Below are 17,710 nucleotides of genomic sequence, written 5' to 3' on the forward strand. Positions count from 1 at the left end.
GGGCTCTTGATGCTCCCGACCTTTAAGCCGGCCTTTGCGCCTTCCACACTCGCTGACAAGCCCGAACTCCGTATCATCAAGACGAATTTCGGCGACGGATACAGCCAAGCGACTCGCGACGGCCTCAACCATCAACGCCGCGTGGCGACCCTCCGTTGGGAAATCATGGAAGGCCAGCATGCTGACGAAATCGAAGCATTCTTGAAAGATTGCGGCGGCGATCGTTCCTTTCTGTATCGTGTACCCCGCGAGGATACACCGACCCGCTGGACCTGCGCAGACTGGACCGTCACGCGCCTACGGGCTGGCCTTGCTTCCGTCGATGCTGTCTTCCGCCAAGATTTCGGGCTGGCATCGTAATGGACGACGACGAGTTCGATCCGCGCTACCTTTGGCGCTCCGTCGTCGGCCAAGCCATTCGTGACGCTCTTTCAACAGCGGACGACTATAAGGCCGTTTATGATCGGGCGACCGCCCGTGCATGGTTCGATAGCGGTAGCCGCGACTTCCGGGAAGTCTGCGAAATGGCGGAACTCGACCCTGTTCACGTCAAGCGATCCATGGATGATGCCATCCGCGCACAAGACGAAGGGAAGTTCACCAGCCTAAAAGATCGATGCGCGAGCCAAACCCGCAAAGACAATGCAGTCCGTCGCGATCGGCGCGGCCGTGTCGGCGCTATCCATGTCATGGATGGTATTGAAGACTCAATCGGCGGATGGGCGAAGAGGGTGAATGTGCCTCCCTATTCGATAGCCAACAGGATGAATTCTGGGAAGGCATTTAAGGTCGCAATTCAAGAGGCTGTAGACGCAAGAAAGAAGGGTAGGTTGAGGGGAAGGCCAGTAAGTAAAGGCTAACAATCGAAACCGGGGGTGTGTTACAATTTTGGAAGTAAATCTAAGGACCGGCGCGGTTCCCTCCGCGCGTGATTGTCTGAAATTGGGATTTTTTCCAAATGGCACCTTCCGTTGCCGAATTGAAAGCGCAATTGACGATCGAGCACGACGAAGACGACGCGCTTCTTGCCGGTAAGATCGCGGCTGCGACCGTCTATATGCTCGACTACACGGGCCGTGACGAGGTTCCTCAAGGCCAACATGCGGCGAGCGCCTACCGCGAGGCAATCCTTCTAACGGCAGCGCATCTCTACACGCATCGGGGCGACGGCTCCGAAGTCGTGGACATTCCCGCAACCGCTCGTCGGCTCGTTGCGGCTTACTATGAATGGCCTATCTAATGGCGCGCACCGAACAACAGCTTGCGCGCCTTCGCAAACGCTTCGAAGCAGTCCCCGCGAGTGTGAAAGCTGCCCTAGACGTGGAGCTGGATCGTTGCGCCCGCGAACTCGTCGCCATGGCTGTGACACTCGCGCCGGCCGACTCCGGCGACCTCAAGGCTTCGATTCATTTCGTAAAGGGGGAACACGACCTCGCGCGCAAGATCGTCGCCGGGAACGCCGATGCTTTCTACGCCCGATGGGTTGAGTTCGGGACCGTGGACCAACCCGCGCAAGCGTTCCTCTTCCCGGCCTATCGACTCCTTCGAGACAAGTTTCAGCGGCGGTTGGCGAATGCCAGCGGTAAAGCGATCCGAAAGGCGTGGGGCCTATGACGCTTTCGACACTCCGGGGAGCGATCGAAGCCGCTTATGCCGTGCTTCCTGCCGACCCCGCGCTTGCTCTCCAAGCCGCAATTCGTGAGCGCCTTCTTTCGTCGCCGACGCTGGCCGCGATCTTCGCTCCCACGGCGATCGTGGACGGCCCGCGTCATCCGAACGTGTTTCCTTCCATCACGTTCGGCACCCCGCAAACGATAGCGCACGACCTAACTCTTGCGCGTCATCATGCGACGATCGCGCTCGACCTTCATATCTGGACCCAGGAAGAGGCATCCGTCGAGGCATCCAAGCTCGCCGGAATCGTCCGCTCTGCGCTCTTCTCAACCCCTCTCACATCATCGGAAATCAGCTTTGCGGACTTTCGTTATCAAGGCACTCGCGTCTTTCGCGATCCTTCTAGCCAGCACGGCCACGCCGTCGTCAGCGTCGAGGCTGTCGCAAGGTGGCGTCAATGACCCTCACGGCTTCGAAGCTCGCACATCGAATTACGATCGAACGCGCCACGCAAACGACTGATCGTTATGGCGCTATTGTCGAAACATGGACGCCGTTCGCTTCCGTCCGCGCTGAGATTGTCGAGGAACGTCGCCAGCGCGAGAATGACGACAAGAGCGAGATTGATGCGTCCAACGTCGTCCTGCGCATCCGTAGTCTTCCCGGCCTGTCTCTGTCCGATCGTCTGACTATGGCGGGCCAGACGTTCGCGATCGTGTCTTTCGTCCCGACTGAAGACCGGCGCGGTATCGAAATCACATGCGAGGCGCGCGCATGAGGGGCCGAAAGCCGAATGAGATCGCGGCCGGCTCGTCTCCGATCGTCACCGTCCCGCGCCCTCCGGCTTGGCTTTCGACGGATGCGAAACGAGAATGGAAGCGCGTTGCGCCGATCCTTGTCGAGCGCGGCCACCTTGAAGACGCTGACCTCTCCATTTTGGCAAATTGCTGCGATGCTTTCGGAACCATGGTCGCGATGGCCCGGAAGATCGAAGCCGAAGGCGCGACGATCCCGAACGCGCGCGGCGAACTCAAGCGAAACCCGGCGACCGGCATCAAGAATGAAGCTGCGATCCGGCACAAACAGCTTTGCAGTGAACTCGGCCTGACGCCGGTTTCTCGGGCGCGATCGACCTTCAAGGTAGCAAATGACGACGACCTTTCCTTTCTGGATTGAGGACGGTTCGCCGATTCCTGATCCGTTTGGATGCGGGGAACGCGCCGTCCGATTTCTGCTTGAACTCAGGCATCCCAAATCGACCCTACCGGGCCGACGCTTTCAGCTTGATCCATGGGTTGAACGGATCGTTCGCCGCATCTACGGGCCGCGCCATCCTGACGGAACGCGCATCGTGAAGACTGTTTTTGCGATGATCCCGCGCGGAAACCGAAAGACCACGCTTGGCGCTGCGTTGACGCTTCTCCATTCCATCGGCCCGGAGAAGACGGCGCGCGGGCAGATCGTTTGCGCGGCAGCGGATCAGAAGCAAGCGCGCATCGCGTTTGAAGAGGCTGTCGAAATGATCCGCGCCGACCGGCGTCTTATCCCGATCACCGATATTGCGGACTACCGGAACCGCTTCCGCGACCTTCGATCCGGTTCGATTGTTGAGGCTATCAGCGCCGACGCCAAGACCCAGCACGGCCGAACCCCAACATTTACGCTCATGGACGAAATTCATGCGTGGCCGAAACGCGACCTATGGGAAGCACTCAAGACCGGCCTTATCAAGACTCCGGGCTCGCTCAACGTCATCACCACCACCGCAGGGCGAGGGCAGAACTCAATTGCATGGGAGCAATATGAATACGCCCGCGCCGTTGCGCTCGGCGAGATCGATGACCCCGCGACCCTCCCAATCCTCTTCGAAGCGCCGAAAGACTGCGATTGGACTGATGAAGCAATTTGGCATCGCGTCAATCCCGGTCTGTCATGTGGGTATCCCGACCTTGCGGGCCTGCGCCAGTACGCCCGAGAGATCGCGAACCGACCGAGCGAACGGGCTTCATTCCTGCAACTCAACCTCAACATCTGGCAGGATCAGAGCCTATCGCCGTTCGTGGATATGGCGACCTATGACAAGGGCGCGGCACCGCTTGGCGTGGACGTGTTCGAGCGCCTCCGCAACGAAGATTGCTACGTCGCCTTAGACGCTTCTATCTCGACCGATCTAACAGCCGTTGTCGCGGCTTGGCGCGATCCCGACGACCCGGAAGGATTCATCGTCCTTCCGCACTTTTTCTGCCCTGAAAATGAGCTTCGGAAGAAAAGCGACGTGGATAGAGCGCCATACGTCGCTTGGGCCGAACAAGGGTTCCTAACGCCGACACCCGGCGACGTTATCGACTACAGAGCAGTTGTCGAACACATAGCCGGTCTCCATGACCGCTTCTACGTCGCTGAGACCGTCTATGATCGCGCCTACGCCTTGGCAATCGCGTTGGGCCTGCAAGAGCTTGGTATCGTCGCCACAGCGATGCCGCTCGACAACAGGACGCAGGCCGCAGGCGTTGCGGTTCTAGAACGGGCGATTATGGCACGGAAGTTCCGACACGGTGGGAACCCAATCCTCCGTTGGAATGTCGAGAACGTATCGATCTACGAAGGATCGTCCGGCCTTCGCACCATGCACAAGGGTAAGTCGCGCGCTCGCATCGACGGGGCCTTTGCCGCGTGGATGGCCGTCTCCCGCGCCGCTTTCAACCGCCTGCCTCTCAATCCCATGGCTGACCCGAACTACGACGCGGCGGCTGATTTTTCATAAGGACTATAATCAATGGCGCGCGCGCCGGAGTTCGACCTATCCGTTCAAATTGAAGCGAAGATGGATCGTCTGCAAAAGCAGATGGACCGGGCGGATAAGCTCGTCGCTCGTCAGTTCCAGAACATGCAGCGTTCGGCCGACCGCTCGGCAAAGGAGATGGAAGACCGCATGGCATCGTCAGCCTCGCGGATCAATCAATCGCTTGGGACGATCGGGAAGGGGCTTGTCGGCGCGTTAGCAATCGGCGGCGTGGAGCAGCTTGTTTCGCAATACCGCGAAGTCGTGACCAGCGTTGCCAACATAGGCAATGAGGCTCGGCGCGCCGGTCTCTCGACCAAGGCATTCCAAGAGCTACAGCACGTCGCTACGCAACTCCGAATGCCCGTTGATGCGCTCGTTGACGGTATGAAGGAACTCAACATCAATGTTGATGAGTTCGCGGAAACCGGCGCTGGCACAGGCGCTGAGTCGTTTCGGCGGCTTGGATACAGCGCGGACCAACTAAAAAAGAAGATCGAAGACCCTTCCGCTCTTTTGACTGAGATTGTTGGGAAGCTGCAACGCTTCCCGAAACAAGCCCGCATCCGCATGATGGAAGAAATGTTCGGTGGGGAAGCCGGCGAACAATTCAACGAGCTTCTGCGCGTTGGGCCGGCCGGCATTCGAACCATGATTGCCGAAGCGAATTCCTTCGGCCTCGTGATGGATGACGCCTTCATTGATAAGGCTGACGAGGTTGATCGAAAGTTCAACCTACTGTCCAAGCGGATCGGAACCGGGCTCAAAGGCGCGATTATCGAGGCGACCGACGCGCTCGGCATCTTCCTTGATCGCTTCCGGGATTACCAGAACCAACAATCCGAGACGCTTCTCGCCTCACGCGCGCTCGCGGTAAAAAACCGCGATAACGCCCAACGGCGGATCGATGAAAGCTCTTTACCGGAAGTCTTCCTGACGCCTCTCCGCAGACAGGTTGAAGCTTCGAACGCGGAAATCGAGCGGATCGATAAGGCGCTTGCGGCGCGTGGCGATACCGCGGCGAACGGAATCAACCGGCTCGGGGCCGCGGCCGAATCCGCAGCGAACAAGCTTGCTGGAATCACCCCGCCCGTGACCTCTGCGCGCCAAGCTGAAACCGCGAGCATGGCCGCGCTTAGCCGCTTCAACGATGCCGAAGCCCGTACCATTGCTAAGAAGGGTATGCTCGACCTGATCGGGTACGCGGAAGGCACCGACAAGGGGCGCAAATACAACGAGACCTTGGCTTTCGGGAAGTTCACGGGCGGCGACGTGAACCTCACGCAGATGACCTTGAACGAGGTTTTGGCACTTCAAAAGAAGATGCTGGCGCACCCGGATAACAAATTCAATTCGTCGGCCGTGGGGCGCTACCAGATCGTTTCCAAAACCATGCGCGGTCTTATGGGTGAGATGGGCCTGACCGGCGAAGAATTCTTCGACGCTGCAATGCAAGACCGAATGGCCGAACAGCTTCTCCGGCGACGTGGCAACGACCTTGGTGGCCTGCGCAACGAGTGGGAAGGTCTTCGCCGCGTCCCTGATGGCGCGATCAGCACGGCGCTAGGTGCCACGACGCAAACCATGCCGGGGCGCGATGAAGGCGTTCAAGCCAAAATCGATAAGAACAGGGAACTCGCGACGAGCTACCGGGAGATTATCAACGGTGCCGTCGAGATGATCGCGAACGGCAATGTCGAGATTCAAACCTACGGCATGACGGCGAGCGCCGCGACCCGCTTGCGCATCGAGCAAGACTTGCTCAACCAAGCCAGCGCGCGCCACATCGCACTTACGCCCGAACAGCGCGCACAACTAAGCCAGCTTGCGGCCGGCATGGCAGAAGTCGAGACCGCAGCCGAGAAGGCCGCGCACAAACAGGAAGAACTCAAAGCCGCACAGGACTTCCTCGCCAGCGGCGTATCCGGGTTCTTCTCTTCCATCATCACCGGCAGCGCCACAGCCGAAGAGGCGTTACAGCGTATGCTATCCATGCTGGCCGAAGCTACCATCGAAGCCGCGCTCTTCGGCAAAGGGCCGCTCGGCGGGCTCTTCGGAGGGCAGGGCGCAGGCATTCTAGGGAAGCTCTTCGGCTTCGCAGACGGTGGAATTGCTGCAAACGGCCGACCGCAGCCGTTGCCGAAATTCGCGAAGGGCGGTGTCTCTCATAGTGCCGCAATCTTCGGCGAGGCGGGGCCTGAGGCAGCCGTTCCGCTTCCTGATGGGCGATCGATCCCGGTTACTCTATCAGCGCCACCTATGCCGCGTATTAGCCCGATGGGCGGCTCTTCAACGTCCAACATCACCCTTGCGCCAGCGATCACCGTGAACGTCGAGGGTGGGTCGCAGGGTAGGGAAGCCGACGAGAAGCAAGCGAAGACCATCGCCCAAGCCGTTGACGCTCAAATCCGGGCGACCGTAGCCCAAGAGCTTCGAACTGCAATGCGACCGGGTGGTGTCATGCGTGGCGGAAGATGAACCGAGCCGTTGCACTAAGCATTGCACTTACGTTGCAGTTTCATTTCGCTTTGTGCGCCGAGACGTGAAGAAAATACGAACGACAACGAAGCGTATCGAAAATATATATTGCCTTGGGGCCGCAGGGTGTGAGATTCTAATCTCGTTCAAACGGCGTCGGGGCACGATGCCAACTCCTACGAATGGTGCCCGGCGCGGCTGAAAGGTCGCGCCGGTTTCGTTTGCAACCATCATTCGTGAGTTTGCCGTGCCGTCCTTAGCTTCCGCCGACGTTCGTTTTCGCATCATTCGTATTGATGCTTATGAAAGCGAACATGACGTTGAATTGGAAAACCTACAGCGCGCCGAGCTTGAAGCCCTGTTGTCCGAACTGGACGAACTCGCTTACCCAATCGATGACAGTCCCGTCTCGCCTATGCCGAGCGTGTCTCCGCTGACGCCTCAACAAATTGCCGATCGTCTCCGTCGTCAGCTTCTCGGCGACGAGGAAGAGGGCGACGACGAACCTACGCCCGAAGAGCTGGCCTCGCTCTTCGATGAACTGGACGCGATTACGGCCGATCCGACGTTCGATGAGTTCGCAGCCGAAGTTGGCAAATCGCTAAATTCTGGCATTGCACAGGCAAGCGCAGCTAGCCCGTGCGAAACCCTTGTAGGGCAGGGCGTTGAGGACTCTCCCGGTACGTTCGCTAACCCCTCGTCGGGTGTCTTGCCTGTATTAAAGGGTATAGACCTTTCTGACCCCTACGTTCTCAACATCGAAGAGCTTGACGCCGCGCTCGCTTCGCAAGACCTCGTTGAGCCCGCGCCGATCGTTCACGCGCAGACGCCAGCACGGGCTCCCTCGTCGGTTCAAACTATCCTCGCAGCGGTCAACGCTACGAAGAACCGCGAAGCAGCACCACTCCCGGCCGATCCTTCCGACGATCTACTTGCAGACGTAGATATTCCTACGCCGAGCCTGACGTTCACCCACGGCCAGACTTACACGTCGCCGAACTCGCTCGTTGCAATCACCCGGCGTTCACTTCCGCGCTGGCGAGACCTAGACGAGCGTGGCGTTGCACTAGCCTATCACCGGGCGCTCGTTGCTGATCTGGAACGCGAGGTTTACGCCTTCTCGCTGGAATTCTCCGATCGGATCCGTGCGAAGGCGATAGCCTCCGGTAAGTTCGCCCGCTACGTCGCCGCGCGCGTCGCCCTTGAACTTCGAAAGCGCCTTCCCGGCGAACCTCGTGATTTCGTGTTCGTTGTGGAAGCCAAGACCAGCAAGGCCGACCGACCTCACATTCACGGCGAACTCGCGTTCAAACGGGTAGAGGCACCTATCGTCGGAGAAGCCCTTGCAGCGGCCGGCGGAAAGGACTGGAAGCCGAAACGACGCGGCGAGCGACAAGTGGACTTCTCCGACTTTCGCCGTCCTGATGATTTTTGGCTTCACTCTTATGGTCTCAAGACCGCTCGTCATACGGCGTCCGTTGTTCCCGGCCGGCTTGTCACTGGAACCGAGAACCTTCGAGGCCAAGCTAAAGCTCTCTTCGAATTATGGCGTGTGGAGAACCTACAGGGTTCCTGTCGTAATTCAAAAGCAGGAACCGAAGTAAAAGATAAATCAGCGCTGACTTATCCGGTAAATAATTCTTTAAATTTCGGAACAAAAACTGTTGAACCTCAAGCTGGGTTGAATCATAAAGCTTCTGAAAACCACGCAGGAGCTTGTGACCGTGAATTCCCCGGAAGTTATCAGCATTCCCGACGACGCCTTTTTCGCATTAGGTCGCAAGCTTGCAAGCGCTGCGACGGCCCTTGGGCTCGCGCAGTCATTCGACGCTCAAGCTGCAAATCTCGTTCTTGCGAATTGGGGTGTCTTCCCGGCGTCGAGCTTCGAAGGCGGGGGAGAGCAGGAAGCCCGCGAGGGCCACCACGTAACTTTCGTCAATATGATGCCGTCGCCGCAGATCGTCCCAGCCGCTGCCGTGTTGCCGCTCGCAAGTTTCCTAGCCGATGCACAGCGTTCTGAGAGGGCGCTGGCGATCAGAACTGACGTTGGGAGTGTAACGGCGCTATCTAAGCAAGAGCTGAGTGAACTCGCCGGCTACACGCTTGATGAAATTATCGACGGCTTGGATCACGTCGGATGATTCCGACTTTCCGAAATCCGATTTCCCTGATAGGGAATCGGAAAAGGCGGCACGGTTGTGGAGACCGTACCGCCCTGGCAGAGCCAGCCTTTTGGAAGGGCTAGGTGCGCCCGTGACCCTTTTGGAAGGGGTCCACATGTTAGTCGACTGTGGGGTGGGAGTGAGCTGGCAGGCTGCCCACCCTATCGACCCTTCCGATCTAGCACAGCCAAATACAGGACGGAAACTCAGGAAACGCAGTATCCACAGATCAGAGCCTCGAATCGGTTGAAACCCTGTGGATAGCCTGTGGAAAAACCTGTGGATAAGTTTTTGTAGCCTTAGAGCGAAAAGGCGTTCACGGAAATTTCTGCCCTTTTGAAATATTTCGACGCAGTTGGGGATAATTGTTCGACGTGCGTTCCGTTCACGCGGTTCGAAGGCGGGTAAGTCGTCCCAATCGGGCGTATGACTAACTTCCCACGCAGATTAAAGCTCGCTCAAGCGACGTACTTCGGTAAACGGCCGATAGCCACCGACCCGATTGCAGAGCGACTGAGCGAAAATATCCTGATTCACGCCGAAGGCGACCCCATTTCGTAAGTAGACAAGATAGGTTTGACGGCCTGTGTATGCACCGAACCCGTTGCGTGTGTTTCCTTTAACGCAGACATGCTGGTCGGGCTGCGATCCAACCGATTTCAGTTCGAACACATTGGAAATTTCCGCGTCTCGTACTGAGTAGGGATCGCGTAGGCTATCTCTCATGCCTTTGAGGACACCATTCACTTCAGCCTCGGTGGCTGGCCGTTGGCGATCCATTGCAGTTTGATTGAACTCGGCAGTCTGGCAGCCGGAGAGGGTGAGAGGTGCGGCAGCCAAAGCTGCAAGAAGGGTGAAGCGACGCATTGTACCCACAGTGGTTGAATTGCGTCGTTACATCACACGCATCAAGTGATTCCTGCAATGCGGAGGCAGCCTCACTAGCGCATGTGACTGGTACACATGACCAAGTAGCAGAAGCCGTAACCTATTGAAAAACAACGATTTTACGTCGATGGCTGGGGCGCCTGGATTCGAACCAGGGGATGGCGGTACCAAAAACCGCTGCCTTACCGCTTGGCTACGCCCCAAAGGACCAAGATCAGTGCAACGCCTCTATAGTCGGGCTTGGACGATCTGGCAACTGGCATGAGCGTTTGAAACGTCTCGATCGCCCTCTCCAAGGCGATCGAGAAATCTCTTGCGGAGACGTAGAAAGATGTTGCCGACTCAGGAGCCGTTGGCTATATCCCCACTCGGCCACGGAGTGTAGCGCAGCCTGGTAGCGCACCTCGTTCGGGACGAGGGGGTCGCAGGTTCAAATCCTGCCACTCCGACCACGCAACCTACTGATCTGGTTGCAAATTTAATGGGCATTCCCGGTGCCTGACCTTTCAGAAGAATGATAAGCCGAACGAAACCCCGACCCAGGTCGAGGTTTGAGCCCGTGGTCCGGCCCGCGCCTGGGCTCGGATGCGAGTCGAGGAGAGCGATTCCGGGGCTCAAATTCCGCTACCGGTCGAACATGTGCCGTCCGTCCCCGAACCGTTCGTCGGACAGCCGGTAGTTGTGCAACACCTTCCCCGATCCGTCGTCCCAGACGTATACGGAGTAGATGGTCCGTATCCCGTTCGCCTTCTGCGTCACACCGTACTCGTTCTCCGGCGTGTACTGGCGAAAGAGTCGCTCGACACGATAGTCCCGGTCCTCGTAGACGGCGTCGAGCACATCGTCCGGCCGGCGCCAAGCGTAGTAGCGCCCCATCGCCTCCTTCGTCGCCGAGATGGTGTTGTGATCGAATGCCCGCTCGATCGCTCGCTCCAGCACCTGCCTGTCCCGTGCCAGGTGCTCCTCTTTCCACGCGGCCGCCATGTACCGGTCGCCCTCCATGATCGTGCCGAATTTCCCGACATCGACGTACCGCTCGACGATCTCCCGTCGTTCGTACTGCTGCGGATCGGTCGGGACGAAGTGACGAAGACCGAAGAGATCGAACTCCTCGAACCGCGGGTATTTCAGCGCCAAGGCCGTGCGCTCCGCCTCGATGCGCTCCTTCGGTCCGTCCCGGACGAGGCGCTGGAAATCGGCGACGGTCGCGTGCGCGTCAAGCAGCGCCTGCGGATCGTCTGCGAACAGCGCCTGCGCCAGACCGCGACGGATTTCATAGAGATATCTGACCTCGGCCTCGATCCGGTCCCGCTCGGTCTTCTCGAACGCGGCTCGCATCTGAGCCTCGCCGCCTTTCGATATCGTGCGCCCGACGAGGAAGCCCACAACTGCGCTCCCGATCGCGAGCAGCCATTCCATTGCGATTCCCCTCCGTATCGGAAGGAGCAGCGCACGGCAGGCTGCCGGCTGGAACCAAGAAGGGTCCCCGGCTTGCCCCGCCTGGACCTCTCCGCACTTCAATAAGACCAACCGGAAGCCTCGGGATCAAGTGGCCGCTTCTCTCGCAGTTGCTTAACGCGCCCCCTTCCTCAAGGACGCTAGAGACGGAACGTGGGACGTGCCACGCCGCTCCGCAACCCACATCCATCCGACGTTATCTCCGGCTTGGTTGTTCGAAACGAAGCGGTCGCGGCCGACTCCACCTGATGCGACGTCGATGGAGCAGCGGCGGTTGGGCTGCCTGCAAACGCCCGCCATGGGTTTCTAGCCTCGCCCCCTGATGACCCAAAGGGTGGTCCGGACGATCGCCTGCTCGAATCCGCGTTCGAGCAACAGTGTCGCTGACCGGCCGAAGCGTCGATCGATCGAGTGAGCCATCCATGTTGCGCCGATGGCGAGGATAAGAGCGCCGACCATATCGAGCGGGAAGTGGATACCGAGATAGATGCGGGACCAAGCGACGATCAGGCCGGCGATACCGATGCATATGGCGTGGCGCCAGTGCCGCAGCGCCAGCATCGCAGCGGCATAGGTGAACATCACGAGCCCATGGTTGCTAGGGAAGGATGGGCTTTCCCGATGCGCGATCAACTGATGGCCGAGCGGAATCAGGAACGGACGCGGGGTCGGAAAGAGCGCGCCGATCGCGAAACTGATGGCGATCGCGATCAAAAGGGCGCTGGCCAACGTCAGCGCCTGTCGCCGAACGTGGTGCGTGCCAGCCAACCATAGGATCGCAAGGTGGAGGGGGATGAGCAGAACGACGTAGCGAGCCGCGACATAGGCCACCCATGCCGTTTTGTCCCAGCTCGGCGATCCGGCATTGATCGCGGCAAACAAGGTTTGATCGAGTGCGTTCATAGGCGAACGTCTTCCTAGCGGGCGGTTTCAGTCGGATATCCGAAAAAGTTCGGCGGCCGCCGGGTCATATCACCAGTCGAAGCGCGGCGAAGCCACCCAGAACCGCGATAATGCCGAGCGTGAAGACCATGGCGAGGCGCTTTTCGACGAACGATCGGACGGGCGGCCCGAAGCGATAGAGCAGGGCGGCCACGGCGTAGAAGCGGATGCCCCGCGCCACGATGCTCGACAGGATGAAAACGAAGGGATCGAGCCCGGTCGCGCCGCTCGCCACCGTGACGACCTTGAAGGGAAACGGCGTCAGACCCGCCATGAGCACGATCCAGGCACTCCATTCGTTGTAGGTCTGCGCGAAGTCGGCAAACTTACCCCCATAGCCGTAGAAGGCGAGAAGCGGCTCGGCGATCTCTTCGAAAAGTAAGGCGCCGATGATATATCCCAGAACGGCGCCGAGAACGGATGTCGCCGTGCAGATGAAGGCAAGCGACCAGGCCCGCCGCCGCTCTGCGATCACCATCGGAATCAAAAGGGCGTCGGGCGGGATCGGAAAGAACGAACTCTCGGCAAAGGAAACCGCACCGAGCGCATAGGCGGCCCTGGGCGTTGCCGACAAACGCATGGTCCAGTCGTAGAGGGATCGGAGCATGGGGCTCCCTTCAGTCGTTGATCAGTCCGACTTATCACGGAGGCGCCGATCCGCAATCGAGTTGTCCCTTGTCCCGCTCCGTTCACGGAAGATCTATGCCGGCGTGATGAGGGTACGATCGATTCCGAAGATCGGTCATTTCGAGGTGCGGAGCGGCTTCACGAATGTCCTGTATCATTCGCTGGCGGCATGACCTCATGTGCTAACATCGTTTGAGAAGCGGGCTGGCTCGGCCAAGATGGCGCCCGACCTGCCCCGTCTGAACCGGCTCGAACCCTCTTCGTCGGCCTTGAAAGGATGATCTGTTGAGCGACGCGCATTTCGCCACGGCGGACGACATTCGAACGCGGTTCTCGCGCACCATGTCGGATATGTACCGTTCGGAGGTGCCCCAGTATGGCACGCTGATGGCGCTCGTCGCGGACGTGAACGCGGCGACGCTGGCCGCTGATCCCGCGCTGAAAGCCGATCTCGAGCGGACCGACGATCTGGAGCGGATCGATCTGGAGCGCCATGGCGCCATCCGCCTCGGCACGGCGGAGGAACTCTTCACCATGCGCCGGCTCTTTGCCGTGATGGGCATGGAGCCGGTCGGCTATTACGATCTGTCGGTAGCCGGCGTGCCCGTGCATTCCACTGCCTTCCGTCCGGTGCGCGAGGAAAATCTCGCCCGCAATCCGTTTCGCGTCTTCACCTCGCTGCTGCGCCTCGATCTGATCGAGAAAGAAAAGCTGCGGAGCGAGGCCGCCGCGATCCTGTCGCGCCGGCGCATCTTCACGCCTGGGGCGCTGGCCCTGATCGAACGGTTCGAAGCATCGGGCGGGCTGACATCCGAAGAGGCCGACGATTTTGTGCGCGAGGCGGTGGAGACCTTCCGCTGGCACCGCGAAGCCACCGTCGATGCGGACACGTACCACCGCCTCTCCAAGGTCCATCGCCTGATCGCCGACGTCGTGTGCTTCAAGGGCCCGCATATCAACCATCTGACGCCGCGCACGCTCGACATCGACGCCGTGCAGGCCGAGATGCCGGCGCGCGGGATCGCGGCGAAGGACGTGATCGAGGGGCCGCCGACACGGCGCTGCCCCATCCTTCTGCGCCAGACGAGCTTCAAGGCGCTGGAAGAACCTGTCGTCTTTCGAGGCGAAGGAGAGGGCCAGGCGGGCACGCACACGGCCCGTTTCGGTGAAATCGAGCAGCGCGGCTTGGCGCTGACGCGAAAGGGCCGCGCCCTTTACGATCGGCTTCTGGCGCAGGTGCGCGATGCCGGCGGGCAGGGCAATGCGGGGGCCGACTACGCCACGCGTCTGGCCGAGGCGTTCGCCGCCTTCCCGGACGATTATGAGACGCTTCGCCGCGAGGGCCTCGGCTATTTCCGCTTCGTCCTGACTGACAAGGGCCGGAGCACCGCGTCCGCAGGATTGGACTCCCTGTCGATGGAGGCGCTGGAGGTGGCGGGTTACGTCGAAGCCTATCCGATCGTCTACGAGGATTTTCTGCCTGTTTCGGCCGCTGGCATCTTCCAATCCAATCTCGGCGGCGAAGAGCAGCGCAGCTATGCCGGCCATGCCAGCAAGGAGGCCTTTGTTCAGGCGCTCGGCGCGCCGGTTGCCGATGAGTTCGCGGTCTATGAGGAGGCGGAGGCGCGGGCGATCGCCGAGGTGCGGGCCGCGCTTCGCCGCAACATGCACGACAGCGCGGCGTAAGGCGGATGGGTAGTCGGCTCATTCCGGCGCACGAGGCGTTTCTCGCACCTGTCGCTTTCGAAAACGTCGCGTTCGTTGCAGGTACAGGATTCCGCCCTGCCCATTCGCGCAACGTGATTTTCAGGATGCCGAAAGGTCGATTGCCGTGAAAAACGACCCGCGCAGCCATGGGCTCTGGGAGGCGTCGGCGCCTCCGCCGCCGCACACGAGCGCACTCACGGGAGAACTGTCCGTCGATGTGGCGGTTATCGGCGGAGGCTTCACCGGCTGCTCGGCGGCGCTGCATCTGGCGGAGGGCGGAGCCGTTGTCGCCGTTCTTGAAGCCGAGGAGATCGGCTTCGGCGGCTCGGGGCGCAATGTCGGGCTCGTCAACGCGGGCATGTGGGTGATGCCCGATGATCTGCCGGCCGCGCTGGGCCAGACGCATGGCGAGCGCCTGCTTCGCCTTTTGGGCGATGCGCCTCGCACGGTGTTCGAACTGGTCGAGCGGCACGGCATCGCTTGCGAGGTGGAGCGGCAGGGAACGCTGCATTGCGCCGTCGGCACCAAGGGGCTGGCCGAACTCCGGGAGCGCGAGCGTCAGTGGCGCGCGCGGGGCGCGCCGGTGCGTCTGCTCGATGCAAGAGAAACGGCTGCCAAGGTCGGCACATCCGCCTATGCCGGGGCGCTGTGGGATGAGCGCGCCGGCACGATCCAGCCGCTCGCCTATGTGCGCGGCTTGGCCCAAGCCGCCATCACGGTGGGGGCACGGATGTTCACGTCGAGCCCTGTCGTCTCGGCCGCCGACGAGGGCCGGGAATGGCGGCTGCACACGCCGAACGGCGTCGTGCGTGCGCGGCGCGTGGTGGTTGCGACGGATGCCTACGCCAAGGGCATCTGGCCGGAGGTGCGCCGCGAGCAGGTGCATCTGCCCTATTTCAACATGGCGACGCCTCCGCTGGATGAAGCGCTCCGGCGCTCGATCCTGCCAGAGCGGCAGGGCGCATGGGACACCAGAGAGATCTTGAGCTCTTTCCGCTTCGATCGGCAAGGGCGGCTCGTTTTCGGCTCGGTCGGCGCGCTGCGCGGGCCGGGCCACGCGATCCACCGCGACTGGGGACAGCGGGCGCTCGCCAAGCTCTTTCCGCAGTTGCGCGGGATCGGTTTCGAATATCTTTGGTACGGCCAGATCGGCATGACCGAGAACAGCCTGCCGCGCTTTCATAAGCTCGGGCGGGACGTCATCTCCTTCAGCGGCTATAACGGACGGGGCATCGCGCCCGGAACCGTGTTCGGCCGCTGCTTAGCCGATCTCATGCTTGACCGCATCGGTGAAGCCGATCTTCCGTTGCCGGTGACGCCAGCCGAAGACGTGCGCCATCGCGCGCTTCGCGAGGCCTATTACGACGTCGGCGCGCAGGTCGCCCATTTCGCGGGCGCGCGCCTGTGACCTTGAACTCTCCTATAATTGACAGGATCGATCCGACTATGACCGATACGCACGCTTCCCTTCGCGCCGAGGCGCAGAGCCTCCTGTCCGAACTCGGCGTGCCGGAGGCAGCGTTTACATCGGGCGCGCGTCAGGTCGTCTCGCCGGTGGACGGTTCGGTTCTGGCCTCCGTGCCGATGATGGAGGCCGGAGCGGTGGGCGAGGCGATCGGCCGGGCGCACGAAGCCTATCTGAGCTGGCGCCGCGTGCCCGCGCCCCGGCGCGGCGAACTGGTTCGCCTGCTCGGCGAAGAACTGCGCGCGCATAAGAATGCGCTGGGCCGTCTCGTATCGCTGGAGGTGGGCAAGGCGCCCTCTGAAGGGCTCGGGGAAGTTCAGGAGATGATCGACATCTGCGACTTCGCGGTCGGCCTGTCGCGCCAGCTCTACGGTCTCGTCATCCCGTCCGAGCGGGCCGATCACAAGTTGACCGAGCAATGGCATCCGGTGGGCGTCGTCGGAGTCATCTCCGCCTTCAATTTCCCGGTGGCGGTCTGGTCTTGGAACGCGGCCCTTGCCCTCGTCTGCGGCGATGCCGTGGTGTGGAAGCCGTCCGAGAAAGCGCCGCTCACCGCGCTCGCCACACAGGCCATCTTCGAAAAGGCGGCCGCCCGGTTCGGGGACGCGCCGGCCGGTCTCTCCACGCTTCTTTTGGGCGAGCGCGCGGTGGGCGAAGCCTTGGTGGACGATGCGCGCGTGCCGGTGGTCTCGGCCACGGGCTCGACCCGCATGGGCCGGGCGGTGGGAGAGCGGCTCGCGCGCCGCTTCGCACGTGCCATTCTGGAGCTCGGCGGCAACAACGCGTCGATCGTCACGCCTTCGGCCGATCTTGACCTCGCGCTGCGGGCCGTCGCCTTCGGTGCCATGGGCACGGCGGGCCAGCGCTGCACCACGATGCGCCGGCTGATCGTGCATGAAAGCATCTACGACACGCTCGTGCCACGCTTGAAGCGCGTCTATGGCTCGATCTCGGTCGGCGATCCGCTGACCTCGGACGCGCTGGTCGGGCCGTTGATCGACGGCGCGGCCTTCGAGGCGATGCAGACAGCGCTTCAATCAGCAACCGCCGTCGGCGGCACGGTGACGGGCGGCGAGCGCGTCGATGTCAATGGCGACGCTTCCTTCTACGTGCGCCCGGCGCTGGTGGAGATGCCTGCGCAGACCGGGCCTGTGGTGGAAGAAACCTTCGCGCCCATCCTCTATGTCCTCAAATATCGCGATCTCGACGAGGCCATCGCGCTTCAAAACGGCGTTCCGCAAGGCCTGTCCTCGTCCATTTTCGGCACCGACATGCGCGAGATCGAGCGCTATCTGTCGGCGTCCGGCTCGGATTGCGGCATCGCCAATGTCAATATGGGCACGTCGGGCGCAGAGATCGGCGGCGCTTTCGGCGGCGAGAAGGAAACGGGCGGTGGGCGCGAAAGCGGCTCCGATGCCTGGAAGGCCTATATGCGCCGCCAGACCAACGCCATCAATTACGGCCATTCGCTGCCGCTGGCGCAGGGAGTCAAGTTCGATGTGGACGGTGGCTCGGCGTGAGCCTGAGTCGGTTTGTTGTAGACGATGCAGGCGGCTCCAGACGCCGCCTGCCGTTCCGTTTCCCAGC

17 protein-coding genes and 2 tRNA genes are annotated in these 17,710 nt (G+C 61.0%); 14 read left to right on the top strand and 5 right to left on the bottom strand.

Going from position 1 to position 17,710, the window contains the following annotated elements:
• The 10 genes from AUL36_RS21080 to AUL36_RS24015 form a co-directional block, all read left to right on the top strand.
• On the top strand, positions 1-360 hold a 360-nt coding region (locus AUL36_RS21080; RefSeq protein WP_062223965.1), incomplete at its 5' end, for a phage tail protein.
• Complete coding sequence (locus AUL36_RS21085) at positions 360-860, top strand: hypothetical protein (protein WP_062223967.1); 501 nt, start codon at positions 360-362, stop codon at positions 858-860. The genes AUL36_RS21080 and AUL36_RS21085, both read left to right, overlap by 1 nt.
• Positions 861-958: 98 nt before the next feature.
• Entirely contained in the window at positions 959-1,240 is a 282-nt protein-coding gene (locus AUL36_RS21090) for a head-tail connector protein (protein WP_082655993.1), read from the top strand.
• Positions 1,240-1,614, top strand: a complete 375-nt coding sequence (locus tag AUL36_RS21095; protein ID WP_062223971.1) for an HK97-gp10 family putative phage morphogenesis protein — start codon at positions 1,240-1,242, stop codon at positions 1,612-1,614. Before AUL36_RS21090 ends, AUL36_RS21095 begins: the two co-directional genes overlap by 1 nt.
• Positions 1,611-2,075, top strand: a complete 465-nt coding sequence (locus AUL36_RS21100) for a DUF3168 domain-containing protein (protein WP_062223973.1) — start codon at positions 1,611-1,613, stop codon at positions 2,073-2,075. Before AUL36_RS21095 ends, AUL36_RS21100 begins: the two co-directional genes overlap by 4 nt.
• Positions 2,072-2,392 carry a phage head closure protein gene (locus tag AUL36_RS21105; RefSeq protein ID WP_062223975.1) on the top strand — a complete coding sequence of 107 codons (321 nt, stop codon included), beginning with the start codon at positions 2,072-2,074 and terminating at the stop codon, positions 2,390-2,392. Before AUL36_RS21100 ends, AUL36_RS21105 begins: the two co-directional genes overlap by 4 nt.
• A complete protein-coding gene (locus AUL36_RS21110) occupies positions 2,389-2,790 on the top strand; it encodes a phage terminase small subunit P27 family (RefSeq protein ID WP_192843883.1) in 402 nt (133 codons plus the stop codon). Before AUL36_RS21105 ends, AUL36_RS21110 begins: the two co-directional genes overlap by 4 nt.
• Positions 2,762-4,378, top strand: a complete 1,617-nt coding sequence (locus AUL36_RS21115; RefSeq protein WP_082655995.1) for a terminase large subunit — start codon at positions 2,762-2,764, stop codon at positions 4,376-4,378. Before AUL36_RS21110 ends, AUL36_RS21115 begins: the two co-directional genes overlap by 29 nt.
• Before the next feature lie 12 nt (positions 4,379-4,390).
• Positions 4,391-6,874 (top strand): hypothetical protein, encoded by a 2,484-nt coding sequence (locus AUL36_RS21120; protein ID WP_062223982.1) that lies wholly within the window; start codon positions 4,391-4,393, stop codon positions 6,872-6,874.
• 247 nt (positions 6,875-7,121) lie between these two features.
• The gene (locus AUL36_RS24015) at positions 7,122-8,894 is read left to right on the top strand and encodes a hypothetical protein (RefSeq protein ID WP_156418516.1); all 1,773 of its coding nucleotides are present in this window, start codon (positions 7,122-7,124) and stop codon (positions 8,892-8,894) included.
• A 589-nt stretch (positions 8,895-9,483) separates the two neighbouring features.
• On the opposite strand, the gene AUL36_RS24020 is transcribed toward AUL36_RS24015, so the two are convergent.
• The gene (locus AUL36_RS24020) at positions 9,484-9,903 is read right to left on the bottom strand and encodes a hypothetical protein (protein ID WP_156418517.1); all 420 of its coding nucleotides are present in this window, start codon (positions 9,901-9,903) and stop codon (positions 9,484-9,486) included.
• Positions 9,904-10,052: 149 nt separating this feature from the next.
• Positions 10,053-10,127: transfer RNA gene (locus AUL36_RS21135), tRNA-Gln, on the bottom strand.
• Positions 10,128-10,299: 172 nt separating this feature from the next.
• Between AUL36_RS21135 and AUL36_RS21140 the strand changes: the two genes are divergently transcribed.
• A tRNA-Pro gene (locus AUL36_RS21140) sits at positions 10,300-10,376 on the top strand.
• Positions 10,377-10,548: 172 nt separating this feature from the next.
• Here the strand turns inward: AUL36_RS21140 and AUL36_RS21145 are convergent.
• From AUL36_RS21145 to AUL36_RS21155, 3 genes are all read right to left on the bottom strand, one after another.
• The gene (locus AUL36_RS21145; protein WP_062223989.1) at positions 10,549-11,343 is read right to left on the bottom strand and encodes a hypothetical protein; all 795 of its coding nucleotides are present in this window, start codon (positions 11,341-11,343) and stop codon (positions 10,549-10,551) included.
• A 345-nt stretch (positions 11,344-11,688) separates the two neighbouring features.
• Entirely contained in the window at positions 11,689-12,285 is a 597-nt protein-coding gene (locus AUL36_RS21150; protein ID WP_062223991.1) for a phosphatase PAP2 family protein, read from the bottom strand.
• Positions 12,286-12,349: 64 nt separating this feature from the next.
• On the bottom strand, positions 12,350-12,931 hold the full coding sequence (locus tag AUL36_RS21155; RefSeq protein ID WP_062223993.1) for a YqaA family protein: 582 nt from the start codon (positions 12,929-12,931) through the stop codon (positions 12,350-12,352).
• 305 nt (positions 12,932-13,236) lie between these two features.
• On the opposite strand from AUL36_RS21155, the gene hglS reads away from it, so the two are divergent.
• The 3 genes from hglS (at position 13,237) to amaB (ending at position 17,643) form a co-directional block, all read left to right on the top strand.
• Positions 13,237-14,637, top strand: coding sequence for a 2-oxoadipate dioxygenase/decarboxylase HglS (hglS, locus tag AUL36_RS21160; protein WP_062223995.1), 1,401 nt, complete (start codon positions 13,237-13,239; stop codon positions 14,635-14,637).
• Positions 14,638-14,782: 145 nt separating this feature from the next.
• Positions 14,783-16,066: an NAD(P)/FAD-dependent oxidoreductase gene (locus AUL36_RS21165; RefSeq protein WP_062223997.1), complete on the top strand. Its 1,284-nt coding sequence runs from the start codon at positions 14,783-14,785 to the stop codon at positions 16,064-16,066.
• A 38-nt stretch (positions 16,067-16,104) separates the two neighbouring features.
• Positions 16,105-17,643 carry an L-piperidine-6-carboxylate dehydrogenase gene (amaB, locus tag AUL36_RS21170; RefSeq protein ID WP_062223999.1) on the top strand — a complete coding sequence of 513 codons (1,539 nt, stop codon included), beginning with the start codon at positions 16,105-16,107 and terminating at the stop codon, positions 17,641-17,643.
• The last annotated feature ends 67 nt before the right edge of the window (positions 17,644-17,710 follow it).

It is taken from the genome of Aureimonas sp. D3, from assembly GCF_001463805.1.
GTDB classification, from domain to species: domain Bacteria; phylum Pseudomonadota; class Alphaproteobacteria; order Rhizobiales; family Rhizobiaceae; genus Aureimonas; species Aureimonas ureilytica_A.

Bases quoted from the DNA above. Each gene is read 5' to 3' on its own strand.
- AUL36_RS21085 (WP_062223967.1), top strand. From the start codon at position 360: ATGGACGACGACGAGTTCGATCCGCGCTACCTTTGGCGCTCCGTCGTC.
- AUL36_RS21090 (WP_082655993.1), top strand. From the start codon at position 959: ATGGCACCTTCCGTTGCCGAATTGAAAGCGCAATTGACGATCGAGCAC.
- AUL36_RS21095 (WP_062223971.1), top strand. From the start codon at position 1,240: ATGGCGCGCACCGAACAACAGCTTGCGCGCCTTCGCAAACGCTTCGAA.
- AUL36_RS21100 (WP_062223973.1), top strand. From the start codon at position 1,611: ATGACGCTTTCGACACTCCGGGGAGCGATCGAAGCCGCTTATGCCGTG.
- AUL36_RS21105 (WP_062223975.1), top strand. From the start codon at position 2,072: ATGACCCTCACGGCTTCGAAGCTCGCACATCGAATTACGATCGAACGC.
- AUL36_RS21110 (WP_192843883.1), top strand. From the start codon at position 2,389: ATGAGGGGCCGAAAGCCGAATGAGATCGCGGCCGGCTCGTCTCCGATC.
- AUL36_RS21115 (WP_082655995.1), top strand. From the start codon at position 2,762: ATGACGACGACCTTTCCTTTCTGGATTGAGGACGGTTCGCCGATTCCT.
- AUL36_RS21120 (WP_062223982.1), top strand. From the start codon at position 4,391: ATGGCGCGCGCGCCGGAGTTCGACCTATCCGTTCAAATTGAAGCGAAG.
- AUL36_RS24020 (WP_156418517.1), bottom strand. From the start codon at position 9,903: ATGCGTCGCTTCACCCTTCTTGCAGCTTTGGCTGCCGCACCTCTCACC.
- AUL36_RS21145 (WP_062223989.1), bottom strand. From the start codon at position 11,343: ATGGAATGGCTGCTCGCGATCGGGAGCGCAGTTGTGGGCTTCCTCGTC.
- AUL36_RS21150 (WP_062223991.1), bottom strand. From the start codon at position 12,285: ATGAACGCACTCGATCAAACCTTGTTTGCCGCGATCAATGCCGGATCG.
- AUL36_RS21155 (WP_062223993.1), bottom strand. From the start codon at position 12,931: ATGCTCCGATCCCTCTACGACTGGACCATGCGTTTGTCGGCAACGCCC.
- amaB (WP_062223999.1), top strand. From the start codon at position 16,105: ATGACCGATACGCACGCTTCCCTTCGCGCCGAGGCGCAGAGCCTCCTG.